Annotated in this window: 13 protein-coding genes and 1 pseudogene; 7 read left to right on the top strand and 7 right to left on the bottom strand. The window is 63.5% G+C overall.

Annotated elements, in window-relative coordinates:
* Nucleotides 1–10: 10 nt before the first annotated feature.
* The 6 genes and pseudogenes from tssK to ACEN9T_RS02555 all read left to right on the top strand — a co-directional run bounded on the left by tssK (nt 11) and on the right by ACEN9T_RS02555 (nt 7,978).
* Nucleotides 11–1,357 carry a type VI secretion system baseplate subunit TssK gene (gene tssK, locus ACEN9T_RS02530; RefSeq protein WP_024978983.1) on the top strand — a complete coding sequence of 449 codons (1,347 nt, stop codon included), beginning with the start codon at nt 11–13 and terminating at the stop codon, nt 1,355–1,357.
* Complete coding sequence (gene icmH / locus ACEN9T_RS02535; RefSeq protein WP_092975336.1) at nt 1,354–2,139, top strand: type IVB secretion system protein IcmH/DotU; 786 nt, start codon at nt 1,354–1,356, stop codon at nt 2,137–2,139. The genes tssK and icmH overlap by 4 nt, the downstream gene beginning before the upstream one ends.
* Nucleotides 2,140–2,209: 70 nt before the next feature.
* A pseudogene (locus ACEN9T_RS02540) lies at nt 2,210–4,697 on the top strand (type VI secretion system Vgr family protein); the annotation flags it as partial.
* Between the two features lie 840 nt (nt 4,698–5,537).
* The gene (locus ACEN9T_RS02545) at nt 5,538–6,029 is read left to right on the top strand and encodes a hypothetical protein (RefSeq protein ID WP_413706327.1); all 492 of its coding nucleotides are present in this window, start codon (nt 5,538–5,540) and stop codon (nt 6,027–6,029) included.
* A gap of 404 nt (nt 6,030–6,433) precedes the next feature.
* The gene (locus ACEN9T_RS02550) at nt 6,434–7,210 is read left to right on the top strand and encodes a hypothetical protein (RefSeq protein ID WP_413706328.1); all 777 of its coding nucleotides are present in this window, start codon (nt 6,434–6,436) and stop codon (nt 7,208–7,210) included.
* 57 nt (nt 7,211–7,267) lie between these two features.
* Nucleotides 7,268–7,978 (top strand): hypothetical protein, encoded by a 711-nt coding sequence (locus ACEN9T_RS02555; protein WP_413706329.1) that lies wholly within the window; start codon nt 7,268–7,270, stop codon nt 7,976–7,978.
* A gap of 128 nt (nt 7,979–8,106) precedes the next feature.
* Here ACEN9T_RS02555 and ACEN9T_RS02560 read toward each other — a convergent pair whose 3' ends face one another.
* Both ACEN9T_RS02560 and ACEN9T_RS02565 read right to left on the bottom strand, forming a co-directional pair.
* Nucleotides 8,107–10,851: a DNA translocase FtsK 4TM domain-containing protein gene (locus ACEN9T_RS02560; protein WP_413706330.1), complete on the bottom strand. Its 2,745-nt coding sequence runs from the start codon at nt 10,849–10,851 to the stop codon at nt 8,107–8,109.
* 95 nt (nt 10,852–10,946) lie between these two features.
* Complete coding sequence (locus ACEN9T_RS02565; RefSeq protein WP_413706331.1) at nt 10,947–11,732, bottom strand: MHYT domain-containing protein; 786 nt, start codon at nt 11,730–11,732, stop codon at nt 10,947–10,949.
* 253 nt (nt 11,733–11,985) lie between these two features.
* On the opposite strand from ACEN9T_RS02565, the gene ACEN9T_RS02570 reads away from it, so the two are divergent.
* Nucleotides 11,986–12,567 carry a hypothetical protein gene (locus tag ACEN9T_RS02570; RefSeq protein ID WP_092975351.1) on the top strand — a complete coding sequence of 194 codons (582 nt, stop codon included), beginning with the start codon at nt 11,986–11,988 and terminating at the stop codon, nt 12,565–12,567.
* 22 nt (nt 12,568–12,589) lie between these two features.
* Here ACEN9T_RS02570 and ACEN9T_RS02575 read toward each other — a convergent pair whose 3' ends face one another.
* From ACEN9T_RS02575 to ACEN9T_RS02595, 5 genes are read right to left on the bottom strand one after another with little or no spacing between them, the layout of a single operon-like run.
* Nucleotides 12,590–13,891: an MFS transporter gene (locus ACEN9T_RS02575; protein ID WP_413706332.1), complete on the bottom strand. Its 1,302-nt coding sequence runs from the start codon at nt 13,889–13,891 to the stop codon at nt 12,590–12,592.
* Nucleotides 13,892–13,945: 54 nt separating this feature from the next.
* Nucleotides 13,946–14,848, bottom strand: coding sequence for an SMP-30/gluconolactonase/LRE family protein (locus tag ACEN9T_RS02580; RefSeq protein ID WP_092975357.1), 903 nt, complete (start codon nt 14,846–14,848; stop codon nt 13,946–13,948).
* A 4-nt stretch (nt 14,849–14,852) separates the two neighbouring features.
* On the bottom strand, nt 14,853–15,698 hold the full coding sequence (locus ACEN9T_RS02585) for an NAD-dependent epimerase/dehydratase family protein (protein ID WP_413706333.1): 846 nt from the start codon (nt 15,696–15,698) through the stop codon (nt 14,853–14,855).
* 1 nt (nt 15,699) lies between these two features.
* Nucleotides 15,700–17,301: a galactarate dehydratase gene (gene garD / locus ACEN9T_RS02590; protein ID WP_413706334.1), complete on the bottom strand. Its 1,602-nt coding sequence runs from the start codon at nt 17,299–17,301 to the stop codon at nt 15,700–15,702.
* Between the two features lie 35 nt (nt 17,302–17,336).
* Nucleotides 17,337–18,746: an enolase C-terminal domain-like protein gene (locus ACEN9T_RS02595; protein WP_413706335.1), complete on the bottom strand. Its 1,410-nt coding sequence runs from the start codon at nt 18,744–18,746 to the stop codon at nt 17,337–17,339.
* Nucleotides 18,747–18,758 lie beyond the last annotated feature (12 nt).

Consider the following 18,758-nt stretch of genomic DNA (forward strand, 5'->3'; position numbering starts at 1 on the left):
AAGGGCCAACGTGAGTTACTCCGCAAAGATTCTCTGGGGCGAAGGGCTGTTCCTGCGTCCGCAGCACTTCCAGCGTCAGGACGCGTATCACGAATCGCGCCTGCACGCGACCGCGCAAGTCATCCAGCCGTACGGATGGGGCATCCGCCATGCGCGCTTCGATACCGATGCGCTGGCCAGCGGCGTGCTGCGCGTGATTGAGCTGTCGCTGTTCTTTCCCGACGGCGAGTTGTACTTCGCTCCACAGGCCGACGCGCTTCCGCCGCCGTTGGTGCTCGACGCCATTCCGGCTGGCGTGTCGGAGCTGACCTTCCATATCGCGCTGTATCCGCTGCAAGACAACGGCGGCAACTATCGCGAGCAGATCGAGGGCGCATCTGTGTCACGCTTTGTCGGCACGGAAGAGGAAACGGCCGACCTGTATACGGAGGCCGAACCCGCCGCTATTACGTATCTGAAGAAGTCGGTCAAGCTGATTGCCGAAACGGAGCCGCGCGAGCAGTTCATCTCGCTGCCCGTGGTGCGTGTGCGGCGTACCGGCACCGGCGGCTTTGAGCTGGACGAGAGCTTTGTCGCGCCCAGCATGGCGATCAACGCCTCGGCCGTGCTGTATCAGCGCCTGCGCCGCCTGCTCGACGCGCTGCAGGCCAAGGTCAACGCGCTGTACGGCTTCCACCGCGAGCCGACCAAGAACATCATCGAATTCCGCTCCGGCGACATTGCATCCTTCTGGCTGCTGCATACGGCCAATGCGGCCTTTGCGGCGTTGTCGCACCTGTATCACCACCCCGACCTGCACCCTGAGCGCCTGTTCCAGGAAATGCTGCGTCTGGCCGGCGCGCTCATGACGTTCACCAAGAGCTACACGCTGGCCGACCTACCCGCCTACGATCACGACAATCCGGGCCCGGTGTTTGCCAAGCTCGACACGATCGTGCGCGAGCTGCTCGATACCGTCATCTCCACGCGCTACTTTGCGATTGCCCTGGAAGAGACGCGCCCGTCGTTCCACCTCGGCCGCATCGACTCCGGCAAGATCGACGACCAGACCAGCTTCTACCTGTCGGTGTCGGCAGACATGCCCGCCGCTGAGCTGGTGGAAGCCATTCCGGCGCGCTTCAAGGTCGGCGCCCCAGACGACGTGGAAAAGCTCGTGCTGTCGTCCATGCCCGGCGTGCCGCTCACCTACACGCCGCAGGTGCCCCCCGCCATTCCGGTGCGCCCGGGCGCGTGCTACTTCGCCGTTGAAGCGCGGGGCATGCTGTACGAACGCATGCTGCAGGCGCAGACCCTCACCATCTATGCCCCGGCCGGTATCCGGGAACTCAAACTTGAATTGATCGCGGTGACTTCATGAGCGCTACCTCCACCCCTTCGCTGTTTGGCGGCTCGGCACCGGCAACCGCTGCGGCGGATGCACGTGAATCCAACACGCACGCGCGCACGCTGCTCGACTTGCTGTACGACGGTTTCTTCATGCTGTTCCAGTTGCGCAATGCCCAGCAGCCGACCAGCGCAGAAGATTTCCTCTCGCGCGTACGTGCCTTCCTCGACGATTTCGACCGCGGCGCCAAGCGCCTGAACGTGTCGGCCGAAGACGTGTTCGACGCCAAGTACGCGTTCTGCGCCGCCGTGGACGAAACCATCCTGTCGTCCAACTTTGCGATCCGCCCGGCCTGGGAGCGCCGCCCGCTGCAGCTCGTGCTGTTTGGCGAACAGCTCGCCGGCGAGACCTTCTTCGTCAAGCTTGAAGAGCTGCGTGCACACGGTGCGCCGCGCCTGCAGGCGCTGGAAGTCTTTCACATGTGCCTGCTGCTGGGCTTCCGCGGCAAGTACATCCTCGAAGGCCCGGAGAAACTGGCTTACCTGACCGCACGCCTGGGCGACGAAATTTCCGCCATCAAGGGCAAGCGCGCCGCGTTTGCCCCGCACTGGCCGCTGCCCGACAAGGTCGCGCACATGCTCAAGCGTGAAACGCCGCTGTGGATTTTTGGCGCCGTGTTTGCGCTGATCGGGCTGCTGGGCTTCCTCGGCCTGTCGCACACGCTAAGCACCAAGACCAACGAAACGCTGGAAGGCTATTCGCAGGTCATCAAGCTCGGGCCGCGCTTCTCGCACCTGACGATTTCGCTGCCGTGATGGCCACGATGGGCCGCGTGCCCATCCTCCTGCTGAACCGCAACACGAACCCCAGCGCGACGCTGTTCCGATGAAGCCTTTGTCCAACCTGCCGGCCGCCGTGCCACAAGCCGTCCTGGGCGCGCTGCTCGGGCAGCAGACCCGCCAGATCACGCTTGAGACGGCGCTCGCTTCCGACAACCTGGTCGTGGAGCGCTTTACCGCCACCGAAGCGGTGTCGGCCTCGTTCGTCCTGCATATCGATTGCCTGAGCCCATCGGCGCATCTGGATACCGCCAAGCTGGCTTCGCAGGAAGTCACGCTGCGCCTGGTGCAAGCCGACGGCAAGCGGCGCGCGTGGCACGGTTACGTAGCGGATTGCGCATCGCTTGGTGGCGACGGCGGTCTCGCGCGCTACCGCCTGCGCGTCGTGCCGTGGCTGGATCGGCTGCGCACGCGCAGCGATTGCTTCGTCTATCAGGACAAGACCGCGCTGGAGATCATCGAAGAGGTTTTCAGCGAATATCCCACCGCGCATTACAAGATTGCCGCCACACAGCCGTGTACCAAGCGCTCGATCTGCTGCCAATACCGAGAGACCGACTACGCCTTCGTGATGCGCCTGCTGGCCGAGGAAGGCCTGTCGTTCCGCATTGAACACGAGCAAAGCGACGACAAGCAACAGCAAGGCAGCGCGCAGTCACGTCACACTGTCGTCATCTTCGACAACGATGCGCAACGGCCCGCCTGCCCGCAGCCGGAGATCCGCTTCCACCGCGTTGACGCCACCGAAAGCGACGACGCGATCGAGCGCCTGTCAAACGCGCACAGCGTCGGCACCAACGCAGTGACACTCGCCTCGTGGGACTACAAGGCCTTGGCCGCCACCAGCGCCCAAGCCAGCGCCAGCGAACCCGGTGGCGAACTGCCGACGCTGGAGCGTTTTGAGGCCTCGGGCTCGTATCAATATACGAATACGCAAGAGGCCAGCCGCGCCGCGCAACTGCGCATGCAGGCGCACGAAGGCGCATACCTGCGCTACGAGGGGCAAGGCAGCGTGCGCCAATTGGGCGCTGGCCAACGCTTTACGCTCACACAGCATTTCGACAGCAAGCACAGCGAGTTCGTCACGCTGCAGATCGAGCACGAAGCCGCCAACAACCTCGGCGCCGACATCGCGCGTTTGCTCTCCACCACCGAGATCGAATCGGGCAGCTACCGCAATCGTTTCGTCGCTGTGCCGGCAGAGGCGCCCATCGTGCCGCCCTATCGCCGTCGCCCGACGGCGCCTGAGGGCCAGGCCGCCGTGGTCATCGCCGATGACGGCGCGCCGCTTACCACCGACCGCGACCACCGCGTGCGCGTGCGTTTTCCGTGGCTGCGCGCGCCGGAGGCCAATGCGTTTTCCGACCCGTCCAGCAGCGACCGCACGCAGGTCACCGCCTGGGTGCGTGTGGCCAGCGCCAGCGCGGGCCCGAACTGGGGCGGCAATCACCTGCCGCGCGCCGGCACGCAGGTCCTGCTGACGTTTATCGACGGCGATATCGATCGTCCGATGATCGCCATGCAGCTGCACAACACGCAGGACGCACTGCCCTGGGCCCCTGCCGATGCGCCGCTTGGGCAAGCCCTTTCCGGCTGGCATTCGCAGGGCCTCGGCGGCGATGGCTACAACCAGTGGGTCGTCGACGATCATCCCGGCCAGTTGCGCACCCGCCTGGCCAGCTCCACCGCCAACAGCCAGCTGAACCTCGGCTATGTCACCTCGCACGGCGCCACAGGCGGAGACCGCGGCAGCTGGCGCGGCACTGGCGCCGAACTGCGCACCGATGCCTGGGCCGTGGTGCGCGCGGGCGCGGGCCTGCTGCTCTCGACCACCGCGCGCGCGCAAGCCGCCGGCACGCTGCTCGACGCCCATGAAGCGCGCGGGCAACTCACCGCCGCGCAGAAGACTGCACAGCGCTTGTCCGACGCGGCCTCCAGCCAGCAAGCGCTGCCGCTGGCCGCCAACGAAGCCTTCGAGCCGATCGACAAAGCGCTCGACCCTGCGCAGGACGGCAAGTACCCCAGCAACGTCAACGGCCAGGACTCTCAGCAGCCAGTCGACAAATTTGGCCAGCCGCTGCTGGTGACGGAATCGCCATCCACCATCGCGCTCACCTCGCAAGCCACGACCACCGTCTACGCGGGGCGGCATTTGCACGGCACCGCGCAGGCTGACTGGCACCTCGCGGCAGGCAATGTCATCGCAGCGGCGGCGGCCAAAGGCGTGAGCCTATTTGCTCAACGCAATGGTGTGCGCGTGATTGCCGAAGGCGGGCCGGTGTCGATCCAGGCGCATACCGATGCGCTGGCCGTGCTGGCGGACAAGGCTGTTACCGTGACCTCGTCCGCCGATTCAGTCGAGATCCTCGCGCAGCAGAACATCGTGCTGCACGGCGGGGATTCGTTGATCCGGCTGGAAGGGAATGCGGTGACGTTTGAGACATCTGGGTTGCTGTCGGTGAAGGGGGCTGGGCATCCGTTTGAGGGGCCTGGGGGGCAGGCGGCGGCGTTGCCGGCGTTGCCTGTGGGGTTGCTCGGACCTATTGCGGTTTATGACGAACAGATCCAGTTTGTTAATCAGCGAGGCGATGTACTCTCGAATGTCAGCTACAAACTCCAGCTGCAGGATGGGACTACAGTTTCTGGCGTCACCGATGATGGTGGTAAAACGCAACGCATTGCCACTGACCGACCAGTTCCCATTCAAACAGCTACGTTGACTCCCACACAACACGTCGATTGTTGCGGAATAACCAACACGAATCCACCGGAAGAATTGAAGGTTGATTTGTCCGGCGTAAAAACCAACGACACAGAGGTCGGCTCCTCCGTTAAGAAGGTTACGGTAAAGGGTGACGAGCGCCCCTTGACGGAAGGTGAAATCGAGATGGCCAAAACCGTATTCAAAGACAGCGTGGATTACAGTCGAGTACGAGTTCATCGGGGTAGTTACTTCTGGTTTGACTTGCAAAGTAAAGATACCGCGGTCACCCCGAATGGAAACATGTACTTCCGGGATGAAGATTTCGTCGAGGATTTCTCTCAAGACCCAAATGAGAAGCAGAAACGTACCGTAAACATGAACCGCGCGTGGTTCATGCACGAAATGACGCATGTTTGGCAGTACCAAAAAGGATACTCTGTCCGCTTGCATGGCTTGACAGTGACCATTCGAGGGAACAGCGCCTACCGTTATCAGATTGAGCCGAACCAGGTTTTTAGCGACTACAACATGGAGCAGCAGGGCAACCTGGTTTCAGACTATTTTGCCCTCTGTATATTGAAAGACTATGGAGCCGTCATTCACGCCGGAAATGTTGGTACACCAAACCAACTAAGGCAGGTGCTTGACCCTCTTTTGAAAGATCCAGACAATGCATCGAATCTTCCGAAATAAAGCTGCCGGACTCCTCTCTTTTTTCTTCATTTCGTCGTGTAGCTTCGCTACTTCGAAGGGTTCGATCGGGCTCGCAATTAAACAAACAGGTGACTCGCCCGTCGTATGTCTTGCGGCGGCTGATGAGAATGGAAATCAACCTGTTCGGATCCATTTCGTCGGCGTTTCTCATGCAACGGGGTCTTTTGGAAGTGAGTCATACTGGCAGGTCGAGGTTCCGGAATCCTCGAAACCGCTTTATCTGAAGCGCGGCGAGTGCCTCACTTATGGCCAGGCTATCGCGGGCGCCAATATTCTGACGGAACCCAAAAAGCTCCAGCCCGGCGTGCTGTATGGAATCGGCCTTGTTCCGTACGACGCCGACGCGGGCTTCGTCTACGGCGCAAATTTTTGCTTGATGCGTCAACCCAACGGAAAGTTAAAAGTGGTTGATCCCGCAATTGAACGTGGCGTTTGCCCTGCCAGGTAGCTCCCTTCTACTTAACGATAAGAGCATAAAGACGAACGCTGAGGCGCAGACCCTGGTGGAACAAACGATCGCTCAGTTCCTGCGTGGTAAGTGGCAGAGATATTACGACCCTGAATCGGACGTCCTGTTGACAGGGCGTTCCAGCTTGCTGAATGAGAATGGTCAATTCGCACGTTTCCCGCGAACGCAAGAAAAATCGTGTAGAACTGAACAAACGTTTGATCGAGAACGCCCTTAAGCGCGGCGATACAGTGATCAGCCCCGGTACTTCGCACTAACATCGCACACGGTCCCGCAACATCGACCGACTCGCGTCCGTGGCCACATCGCATTCGGCACTTCCATCGCGTGCCCTAGCGAATCCAGCACGTTAAATTCGTTCTCGGCAACTGAGCAGGTCATAGATGTTTTGGCTTCTCTATCTGACCCTTCCTGTCTACGCCGGGGCGCAAGCTGCATCGCACGTCGCACCTAAGCACGGCCTCCTCGCGGGACTCGGTGCCCTGATTGCCGTGATGATCGCCGTGCTGGTGCCGCAAACGGCTCTTCTCATCTGGTTGAGCGCCGTGCTGGACCGTCGAAGCAAAGCCAATCCTGAGAATGAACGGGCTGGGACCGCTGTAGAGAGCGCCAACGTCCCGATGCCGGAGGAGACAGGCGAGCGAGCACGTTTTCGACAACTGATCGTGTACAGCGAAGAGAACGGCCGCCAAGCTGCAACGAGGCTCGTCTATGACCTATTGCTAAAGATGGTCGCCGAACACGAGGTCGTGGAACAGGAGCATGGCGACGCCGGCACCTCAATGGTTTCCGCAAGCGAATTGGCGGACGGTCTAACACAGTTGCCGTCGGACGATGTGCTCGTGGTATTCCGTTCGCACGACAAGGCGTGGGTCGGCTTCAGATGCGGAAGCGACAGCTTCCGCTTTCGGCATCGCGCTGTGGCGAAAGTGATATGCACGGTCATTTATCCGGCCCGCGGCGGCGGCGGATACGACATCACATTTGAATTCCGAGCTTCCCGTAACGATCGCTCATCAGATGCTCGCGGACGCATCGCCCGATACGAATTGCCCTTCGCCAATGAGGCACAGCACGTGAACGCGCTCACTTCGGTGTTCGGTGAGATTGCAGACATGCTCGGCGCCAAGTTTATGTGCCAGCAGTATGCGGATGTCTAGGCTGGCTACTCGCTCTACAGAGTGCGTGGTCAAACTGACGAACAACGAGAAGACACCATGGGCTTACTTAAAAAACTATTCGGCCGAAACACCAAAGACCAGGTCGCCAACCCGCCCTCATCGCCGAAAGACGACGACACCTCGCCCGACATCGCCCCCCAACTCGCCCCTGCCTTGGAGGCCTACCAACAAGGCCAGTACGAAGCAGCCATCACCGCGGCAGCACCCTACGCGAGTCGCCACGCCGACGCCAACCGCCTATGCGCACTCGCCTATTCGGACATGCGCCGTTATGCCGAGGCTTTTCCTTACTGGCTTGCGCTGTTCGAACAGGAACCCAGCGCACACAACGCGCTGCAGCTAGCGACGACCTCCGTCATGTGCGGCGAACTCAAGCGCGGCGAAGCCTGGTTGATGAAGTTCGACGAGATCAACGAGCAAACGCACGAAATGTCCAGCGTCACGGCTCGCACGCAGTTCATCTCGTCGCTCACGCAGAGCGGGCACGTGGCCGAGGCATTGCCGTATCTGGATTGGCTGCGCGATGTCTACGCGCACGTTCGCATCACCGATTCGCACTTCCTGTACATGCGCGGCATCCCGTTTTTTCCGGGCTTTCTGGAGAACAGCCTGCCCATTCTCAAGGCCACCCTGCCGGCCGAGGGGGTCGTTGAGTGGTATGGCGTGTTGTCGGGGCAGTTGGATGAGGAGGGCGAGGTGCAGCTCGGGGCGTGGCTGCAATCGTTGAACGTCACCGCCGAAAGTTGAGCGGCGCCGGCAGTTGATACCCGACTGGGCTTCTGGGAAACCGCCAGTCGGCCAAGGTTTTCAGGTCCGCAGCAGACGCAATGAATCAGTCGCGCCGCACCCCCCCGGGAGTGGCAGACACCCGCCTGTCACTCCCCGCCTGCCGGCGCCAACACCTCACGCTGCCCATTCCGCCCCATCGGCGACACCAGCCCAGCCGCCTCCATCTGCTCAATCAACCGAGCCGCACGGTTGTAGCCGATGCGCAGTTGCCGTTGCACGGAGGAAATCGACGCGCGGCGCGTGTTGAGCACAAACGCCGCGGCCTCGTCGTAGAGCGGATCGGCTTCTGCATCGCTGCTTTCGCCACCGAACAGATCACCGCTCGCGGCAGCTTCACCCGGATCACCGGCGAGGATGGCCTCGTCGTATTCGGGTTCGCCAAACTGCTTCCAGTGTTCGACCACGCGGTGTACTTCTTCGTCGGCAACGAACGCGCCGTGCACGCGCTGCGGGTAGCCAGTGCCCGGCGGCAAGAACAGCATGTCGCCCTGGCCAAGCAGCGATTCAGCGCCCATCTGGTCGAGAATCGTGCGCGAGTCGATCTTGGAGGACACCTGGAACGCCACGCGCGTGGGAATGTTCGCCTTGATCAGGCCGGTGATGACGTCGACCGACGGCCGCTGCGTCGCCAGAATCAGGTGAATGCCGGCGGCACGGGCCTTCTGTGCGAGGCGCGCGATCAGTTCTTCGATCTTCTTGCCGGCCACCATCATCAGGTCGGCCAACTCGTCGATGACGACCACGATCAGCGGCAGCGTTGAGAGCGGCTCGGGCGCATCGGGCGTAAGCGAGAACGGGTTCGGCACCTTGCGGCCGGCCTGTTCCGCCGCGCGGATCTTCTGGTTGTAGCCGGCCAAGTTGCGCACGCCCAGCGCCGACATGAGGCGGTAGCGCTTTTCCATTTCGCCCACACACCAATTGAGCGCGTGCGCGGCCTGCTTCATGTCCGTCACGACCGGTGCCAGCAGATGCGGAATGCCCTCGTACACCGAAAGCTCCAGCATCTTCGGGTCGATCATGATCATGCGCACGTCGTCGGGCGTGGCCTTGTACAGCATCGACAGGATCATCGCGTTGACGGCCACCGACTTGCCCGAGCCGGTCGTGCCGGCCACCAGCAGGTGCGGTGCGCGTGCGAGATCGGTCACCACCGGGTTGCCGGTGATGTCCTTGCCCATGGCCAGTACGAGGTGCGATGCGTGCGACTGGAAATCCGCCGCGTTCACGACTTCTGACAAGCGGATCATTTCGCGCTTGGCGTTGGGCAGTTCCAGGCCCATGCATGTCTTGCCGGGGATGGTCTCGACCACCCGGATGGACGTCACGCCGAGTGCACGCGCCAAGTCTTTCATCAGCCCGACAACCTGCGCGCCACGTACGCCAATCGCCGGGTCGACCTCGAAACGCGTGATGACCGGGCCGGCCGAGGCACCAACGACCGTCACCGGTACTTTGAACTCCGCCAAGCGCTGGGCGATCAGGTTGCTGGTCTCCTCCAGGTGTTCGGCGGAGACCGCTTCAGCGCTGGTGGATGCGGCGGTCAGCAATGCGGCGCCTGGCAGGCGGTAATCGACGATGCGCGGTGCAACAGGAGCCGGAACAGGTGTAGGAGCGGGCGCCGGCGCGGGCACGGCGGCGATGGCCGGTGCCGCCCGTGACACCACCTCCCCCACCACGGCAGGCAGGACGATGCGCGGCTTGGGCGTGGGCAATGCAGGTGCGGCTTCCGGCTGCGCGGTCGGCTCGATGGACAGCGTGGCGCGCAGCACTTCCACCTCGGGCTGTGCTTCCGCCTCGGACAATGCTTCGACAATCGGAGCAGCGTCAGCTTCGACTAGCAGCTCGGCAACCTCCGGCTCAGGCATCGTCACTACGGCGGGCGCCATCAGCCCGCGCAGTTCCGCCAGGAGCGCCTCTGCCTCCTGGCGTACGGCGTCCAGATCCACGGACTGAGTTTCTGCAACGGGAGCTTGCGCTTCCACCAACTCCGGCACGGCCGGCTCGGCCAGGACAACCGGCTCGCTTGGGGGCATGGCCTGTGCAGCTGGTGCCGGCGCTGGCGCCTGCAGACCCAGTTGCGGTTGATGGAACGGGCTGCTGACGATCGTGGCGCGCGGTTTGGGGCGCGCTGGAGGCGCCTGCGGCGGAATGGGCGCTGCGACAGGCGGCGCCGTCTTCGCGCTTGCGGGCGCGTCTACCGGCGCGCCCTTCTTTGCATCGATCAGCGGCCAGATTTCGCCCGGCTGCGGCGGCGAGGGGCGCGTTCGCGGGGGTGGCTGCCACGCGGGCTGGCGCCGCGCAGAAACGGCTTCGATGCCACGGTGACGCACGGCGGGCTGCGTGTGGCCGGTATTACCGCTCCAGCGCGCCTCCCCTGCCCCGCCGAGACCAAGCGCGGTCGGTTTCAAGCCATCGTCAACGGGTTCGTCGTGGCGGGTGTCTGGCTCGGCAGACGTCTCGGCATCAGCCGTGCGGCGGCGGTTGAACACCTGACCCCACGATCGTCCGAACACCATGGGCGCGACCCAGATCAGCACGCCCAGCATCAGGAGGAACGCCCCTGTCCAGCCCAGCATGTGCGAGAACAGCGACGACACTGCGCGCCCGGCAGCACCTCCCGCCTTGTCCTGCGGATCGGCCCCGGAAGTCAGAGCTTCAAGCGCGGCGCTGGCGCTCAGCGCGACGAGCGTCACCAGCCAGAGCCGCACGGTGCCCCGACCTTTGAGGAAGTCCCGCTCCCCCGCCAGCGCGCGCGTTACATACCGCCACACCAGCGGCAGCAGCCACACGGTGGAAATCCCAAACCAGCCAAGCACCATTTCAAACGCCATCGACAAATGCCAGGCCGCGATTGTAGCGGGGCGCGCCACCGCCATGAGAATCGCCCGACCGAAAAACAGTCGGCCGGGCGTTCAGGCAACACGTTTCAGCGCAGCGTGCCCGATGCAGTGGCGCGTGCACTGCTTGCGCTGCGCGAGGCTTCGATCAGCAGAATGATCATCAGGATGGTGCCGGCCAGCGCAAACACGGCATAGCCGATGTTGCTGCCTTCAATGGCGAACAGCGACGGCGAATAGCTCTGCCCCGTGCAGATCATCGTGCCGGCAGTCATGCCCGTGTAGTGCATGCCGCAGACGGCTACGCCCATGATGAGCGCCGCGCCCCACTGCTGGCCGCGTGTTTTGACGGTTGTTGCAAGCCACAGCGCGACCATCGACACGACCACCGCAATCAACGCCGAGATGCCCATGATGGAGATGTCCCAGTCGAAGTTGCTGTTGGTGTGCACAGCAGCCATGCCGGTGTAGTGCATCACCGCCACGCCAAGGCCGGTCAGCACACCACCCTCGGAAATGTTGCGCAGGCGGTTGCCCGTGGTGCGCGATGCAATGACAAGGCCGCCGGCGGCAAACACCATCACCACCACCAGCGACACCATGGTCATGAAGAGATCAAACTCGATCCGGACGGGTGTCCGATAGGCCGCCATGCCGATGAAGTGCATAGACCAGACAGCACCGCCGCCGAGCGCCACGCTGGCGCAGAGCAGCCGGTCCATGTCGATGGTGCCGTTCTTGTTGCGCACGCGTCTTGACCATCGCAAGCCGACATACGCCCCCGCCACCGAGATGAGATACGACAGCCCCACCAGCAGCCAGTCGTATGCATAGGGCACAACCGCGCCCGGCACCGCAGAAAAGCCGTTGAACATGAGACACCCTCCCGTTGTAATACCAAAAGACCGCCAGATCGCCGGGCGGTATCGGCCGGCTGCCCCCGACTTCTGGGCAGCCACGTTCTCGTTATCGTGTGGCTGGAAATTGGCCTTGATCAGGCCTTGGTGGGCAAGTATGGAGACGAGTGGTTGCCCGGCCAATTACCTGATCTAGGTAACTTTGGGTCCACTTTGGGTGCTGGCCCCCGCCTTGCTTGCGCTATGAGAAATGCGTTTCTCAGGAGGCCCCATGTCGCTCATCGTCGCTGCCCGTTTCGACACGTTTGAACGCGCCGAAGGCGCCGCACGCGCGCTTTTTGCCGAGCGCTTTTCCGAGGACGATGTGAACGTCTTCTTCGTCAACCCATCCGGCCAGCACGCAGCGTTTCCGATTGGCGGCGACCGCAATGCAGACCCGGGTGCTGCTCGCGCGCATGCGGGCGCCGGCAAGGGAATGGCGATTGGCGCCGCAATTGGCGCGGTCGCCGGCGTTATGGTGCTGATTGCGCTGCACGTGGCCGTGCTGTTCTCGGTAGTGGCGGCCGGGGTGGGCGCCTATATCGGCTCGCTGGCGGGAGCGATGCTCGCCACACGCGATGAGCCCAATCCCGCACAGCCGCCCGACGCCACCTTGCGTACGCGCCATTCCGGCGTGCTGCTGGCCGTACATGTGACACCGGAGCGAGAGGCCGAAGCCGCGCGCATTCTGGCCAGCGGCGGCGGAATGGATGTTGAAGAAGCCGCAGGCCGCTGGCGCGACGGCGAGTGGGTCGACTTCGACCCGCTCAGCCCTGCCAAGCTCAACCCGAAGATTGCTCAGCGGGCTGCGTGATCGACGTTGGCGACAAGAGAAATCAAACCGCCGTGCTGGGCGCCGTTCCGCCTGGCTGCACTGGCACCGGACGCGCTTGGTTGTCGTTGAGCATGGTCCACACGAGGATGGCCGCCACGATGTCGAACACCGCCAGCGCCACGAACAGCGGGTTGTAGCCGATGGTCGATGCCAGCGTGCCGACCGCCAGCGAGAAGAGCATGCCACCCATGTAGCCGGACATGCCCGCCAGCCCCACAGCTGTGCCGACTTCATGCTTGCCGAACATGTCGGACGTGAGCGTGTACAGCGCACCAGAGAGCGTCTGGTGCGCAAAGCCGCCCACGCAGAACAGCGCAATCGCCGTGTAGGGGCTCGTCGCCAGACCAATGCAGGCGGGGCCGATCATGCACAGACAGCCCGTCACCATCACCAACTTGCGAGACGTCACGAGCGATACCGAGAATCGCTTCTGGAACCACGGCGCCAGATAGCCACCCAGCACGCACCCCACGTCCGCTGCCAGGAACGGCAGCCACGCAAACAGGGCGATCTCTTTCAGGTTCATATGGCGCTCGGTGGCCATATAAAGCGGAATCCAATAATTGAACGTCTGCCATGCCGGCTCAGACAAAAAGCGCGGGATGGCGATGCCCCAGAACCGGCGGCCACTGACGATCTTGCCCCACGACGGCTTGGGCACATTCGCGTTGTCGTCCGGTGTTTCCTGGCCGGCGCGGATGTAATCGCGCTCTTCTGCCGACAGGCGGTGGTGTTTGGCGGGCACGCGATACAGCAGGAACCACAGCACGCTCCACACCAGGCCGATCCCGCCGATCACGGCAAAGGCGAAACGCCAGTTGCCGTGCAAGATGCACCAGACCACCAGAGGCGGCGCCACCACCGCGCCCACGGACGAGCCGATGTTGAACCAGCCGGTTGCAATCGACCGCTCCTTAGCCGGGAACCACTCTGCCGTTGCCCGCAGCGCCGAAGGGAAACCGGCCGCTTCCGTCATCCCGAGCATCGCGCGGAACGCCGCCAGCGACAGCCAGCTTCCCGCCGTACTGTGCAGCAGGCAGACCATCGACCAGGCCGCCGCAAACAGCGCAAAACCCAGCTTGGTGCCCAGCACGTCAAGCACGTAGCCTGCCACCGGCTGCATCACCATGTAGGCCGCCTGGAATGCCGCGACGATGTAGCCGTACTGCTGCGTGCTGATGTTCAGCACCTTGTTGACTTCAGGCGCCGCCACCGCCAGCGCATTGCGGGCCAGGTAGTTCATGATCAGGCCGCTGAGTACGAGGCCGATGATCCACCAGCGCAAGCCTTTGATGGGTTTCATGAGTTGTCTCCTAAAAGCCCCGGTGTGTTCTTGTGTGTGGGGCGAACTGCGGGTTCAGAGGTGCAAGACAGGTTCCGGCAATCCGGTCACGCCCGGGCGCACTGCAAACGTGGCGCCCGAGAGCGGGTCGTCGCCGATCAGGATCGACGTCACAAACAGGGTGTCCAGCCCGGGCCCACCGAATGCGCACATGGAAGGTTTGGACGTGGGAATGGCAATGCTGCGATCGAGACGGCCATCCGGCGTGAAACGGTGCACAAACCCAGCATCGTTGCCGCAGATCCAGTAGCAGCCATCGGCGTCCACCGCGGCGCCATCCGGACGCCCCGGGTGCACATTCATGTCGATGAAGACGCGGCGATTGTGCGGCGTGCCGGTGTCGACGTCGTAGTCGAAGGCCCAGATGGTCTGGCGGCTTGCATGCGAATCCGACAGATACATCGTCCTGCCATCGGGGCTGAAAGCCAAGCCATTCGGCACGATCAGATCGTCGATAACGGCATCTACACGCCCGGCGTGAGTGGCCTGCGCATCAAAGCGATACAGCTTGCCAATCGGCAGACCCAGCGACGTGTCCTGCACCATCGTCCCGCCCCAGAAACGGCCCTGGCGGTCGCAGCGGCCGTCGTTGAAGCGCATGTCAGGGCGCGGGTGCGCCACCGTGGCGAGGCGCTGCAGCGGGCCAAGCTCGGCGCCGGCGCTGGGCTGTGGCGCGAGGAAGATGCCCGTCTCCATGGCCATCGCCCAGCCGTTGGACGTCATGGCAATACAGCCGGCCATCTCGGGCAACGCCCAGCTGTTGGCCTGGCCGGAGAAGAAGTTCCAGCGCCATAGCCTGCGGCCCGGAATGTCTGTCCAGTACAGCGCCTGCTCGCCGGCGTGCCAGATGGGGCTTTCGCCCACACCGCATTGCATGCTGCCAACCCGCTCGACCACCGGCTCTACGTTCACTTGCATTGCGTCAGTCTCCGAACGGGCCGGCTTTGACAAACGCCCCGCCCTGGTACTGCGCCGCCGGGTCATCTGCGGGCAGCGGTGGTTGTGCTTCGACCTGCGCGCGGAAGATCTCGCTCGTCTCCGTAGGTGTGTAGCCGAGGTGCGCGGCGTGGCGGTTGTCCCACCAGCGGTCGCGGTTGTTCGACATACCGTAGACCACGGTAAAGCCCACGCTCGGCACAAACAGGGCACGGCGGATAAGCTGTTCCAAGTCGTCGTAGCCGAGCCAGGTGACGAGCATGCGGCGGTCCTTCGCTTCGGCAAACGAGGAGCCGATCCGGATGGCGACCGTCTCGATGCCATAGCGATCGAAATAGAAGCTGGCGAGCTGTTCGCCGAATACTTTGCTGAGCCCGTAGTAGCCATCGGGCTTGGTGGGCACGGTGCTGTCGATCACCTCGCCCTGCTTGTAGAAGCCGATGGTGTGGTTCGAGCTGGCAAACACGATGCGGCGCACGCCGTGGCGACGGGCAGCTTCGTACAGGTTGTAAGTGCCTGCGATATTGGCCGGCAAGATCTCTTCAAACGGCCGCTCGACCGACACGCCGCCCAGATGCACGATCGCATCCGTGCCGGCAACAAGCGCATCGACGGCCTTCGCATCAGCCAAGTCACACGGTGCGAGCTCCTCGCCGGTGCGCGCTTCGCCGAGATTTGATATATCAGACAAGCGCAAAAGATCGGCGTATTTGGGCAGACGCTCGCGCAGCACCTTGCCGAGGTTGCCGCCTGCGCCAGTGAGCAGCAGGCGGTGGCAACGCGTGGTCACACCCGCGAGCGGGTCGGGTTGAACGTGGACTTCAGTGGTCATATCAGGTCACCGGGGCGGGGTTGAACAGAGCCAGCGCATTATGCAGGCCCAGCTTGTCGGCGCAAACTTGCTTGCGGCCGCTCGCCACGTCAAGAATCAGGTGGAACAGCTCCCAGCCGATGTCGGCAATGCTCGCTTCGCCCGTGGCGATGCGGCCTGCGTCGAGGTCGATCAGGTCATGCCAGCGCTCGGACAGCGCCTTGCGCGTGGACACCTTGATGACGGGCGCCATGGCCAGTCCATACGGCGTGCCGCGGCCGGTGGTGAAGACCTGCAGGTTCATGCCGGAGGCCAGCTGCAACGTGCCGCACACGAAATCGCTCGCGGGCGTTGCCGCAAAGATCAGGCCCTTGCGACGCACTTTCTCACCGGGGCCAAGCACGTCGACGATGGGCGTGCTGCCCGACTTCACGATCGAACCCAGCGCCTTTTCCACCACGTTGGACAGGCCACCTTTCTTGTTGCCAGGCGACGGGTTGGCGCTGCGGTCAGTCTGGCCGCCGCTCAGGTAGTCGTCGTACCAGGCCATCTCGCGCAGCAGCGCACGGCCGACGTCTTCGTCAATGGCGCGCGGCGTGAGCAGATGAATGGCGTCACGCACCTCGGTCACTTCCGAGAACATCACGGTGCCGCCTGCGCGCACGATCAGGTCCGCCGCAAAGCCTACCGCGGGGTTGGCCGTGACCCCCGAAAACGCATCGCTGCCGCCGCACTGCACCCCGACCACGAGATCGGACGCCGGGCAAGTTTCGCGCTGGCGCTTGTTCAGGTGTTCCAGACGGCGCTCGGCCATCTCCATGATGGCGTCGGTCATGCCGATAAAGCCGTCGAAGGCTTCGTCCTGCAGACGCAGCACGGGCGAATCTGCGGTGCCGGCAACTTCAATGGGAATGCGGCCGCCCGGCGCGAGCTTTTCCGGCACGAGGCGCTCGGGCACAAGCTTTTCGCAGCCCAGGCCGATCACCATGATCTCGCCGCCAAAGTTCGGGTTGAGCGCCAGGTTTTGCAGCGTGCGAATCGGCACGATGGCGGCCGGCGCATTGATGGCGACGCCGCAGCCGTACACGTGGTTAAGCGCCACCACATCGTCAACGTTTGGGAAGCGCGGCAGCAACTCGCGCTTGATGCGGCCAACAACGTAATCCGTCACGCCGGCCACGCACTGCACGCTGGTCATGATGCCGAGCACGTTCTTCGTGCCAACCGTGCCGTCTGCGTTGCGATAGCCCTCGAAGGTGTAACCCTCAAGCTTGGCGAGCTTGGGGTCGGGGCGCGTGGCCAGCGGCAGCTCATCCAGCGCGGGCGCGGACGGCAGCTTGACGGCATGCTCGTTGACCCAGCTACCGCGCGGTAGCGGCTTCACGGCATAGCCGATCACCTCGTTGTAGCGGATGATGGCGTCGCCTTCGGCCAGGTCGACCAGCGCCACCTTGTGACCTTGCGGCACGCCCTCAACGAGCACGGTGCCATCGGCCAATGCCGTGCCGGCCGGCAAGCCGCGTGCGTTGACGGCGATGGCGACGTTGTCACCGTCGTGCACGCGGATCGTCAGCGCCTTTTCAGTTGCGTTGCCGGCCTCAGGGGCCAGCGTCGGTTCAGACATCACAGACTCCGTGATTGATTCAAACGGGTTTTGCTTCAACGCCCCAGGCTCGGACGTTTCGGGTCATACGTCCAGCCCGGCACGAGGTATTGCATGGCCATAGCGTCGTTGCGCGCGCCCGGGCCGAGAGATTGGTACAACGCGTGGGCCGCGTGCACGCGTTCCATGTCGATCTCGATGCCCAGGCCGGGCCGTTCGGGCACGGCCACGTAGCCGCCTTCGATGCGCAGCGGTTCGCGCGTCAGGCGCTCCTCGGCCTCCTGCCAGATCCAGTGCGTATCGATGGCCGTGATGTTGCCCGGCGCGGCGGCAGCCACATGCGTGAACATCGCCAGCGACACATCGAAGTGATTGTTGGAATGCGAGCCCCACGTCAGGCCCCACTCGTCGCACAACTGCGCCACCCGCACGGAGCCTTGCATGGTCCAGAAATGCGGATCGGCCAGCGGAATATCGACCGCGTGCAGTTGGACGGCGTGGCCCATCTGACGCCAATCGGTGGCGATCATGTTGGTAGCTGTCGGAATGCCGGTGGCGCGCTTGAATTCGGCCATCACCTCACGGCCCGAGTAGCCGGCTTCGGGGCCGCACGGGTCTTCGGCATAAGCCAGAAGATGCCCTTGGCCCTTGCACAGCGCAATCGCCTCGTTGAGCGACCATGCGCCATTCGGGTCCAGCGTCACACGGGCCCGCGGGAAGCGCGCCTTGATGGCGGCAATCGCTTCCATCTCATCGGCACCGGGCATCACACCGCCCTTGAGCTTGAAATCGGCAAAGCCGTAGCGCGCGGTGGCGGCTTCAGCCAAGCGTGCGATGGCGTCGGGCGTCATCGCGGCTTCGTGGCGCAGGCGCAGCCAGTCGTCGGCGCCGTTGATGCCATCCAGGTACGGCAAATCAGTCTTGCGACGGTCGCCCACGTAGAACAGATAGGCGAGCATCGGCGCGCTATCGCGCTGCTGGCCGGCACCGAGCAGTTCGGCCACCGGCACCTCCAGAAACTGGCCAAGCAGATCGAGCAACGCGGCTTCCACCGCCGTGATGACGTTGTCCATGCGCAGGTTGATCTCGTGCGGCTGGCGCAGCACAGCGGCCTCCGAAGCGGAGGTCACCTGGTGCACCGTCGCCTGGTGCGCCGCATTGCCCCCGCCCGCAAGCACCCGGCGAATGCTGTTCAGCACGCCATTGGTACGACCGATCGATTGACCAACCACCAGCGGAATCACGCGTTCCAGCGCCTGACGGATGCCCTCCCCGCCCGGCACCTCGCCCACGCCGGTGCGCCCGGCGTTGTCCTTCAGGATGACGAGGTTGCGCGTAAAGAACGGAGCATGCGCGCCGCATAGGTTCAGCAGCATGCTGTCGCGGCCAGCGACAGGGATCACCTGCATCTCCGTCACACGCGGTGTGTGGGTGCGCGCGCCGGATTCGATCGATTGCAACGTCACTGCAAAGGCTCC

The sequence above is a fragment of the Ralstonia sp. Ralssp110 genome, assembly GCF_047325135.1.
In the GTDB taxonomy this organism is placed as follows: domain Bacteria; phylum Pseudomonadota; class Gammaproteobacteria; order Burkholderiales; family Burkholderiaceae; genus Ralstonia; species Ralstonia mojiangensis.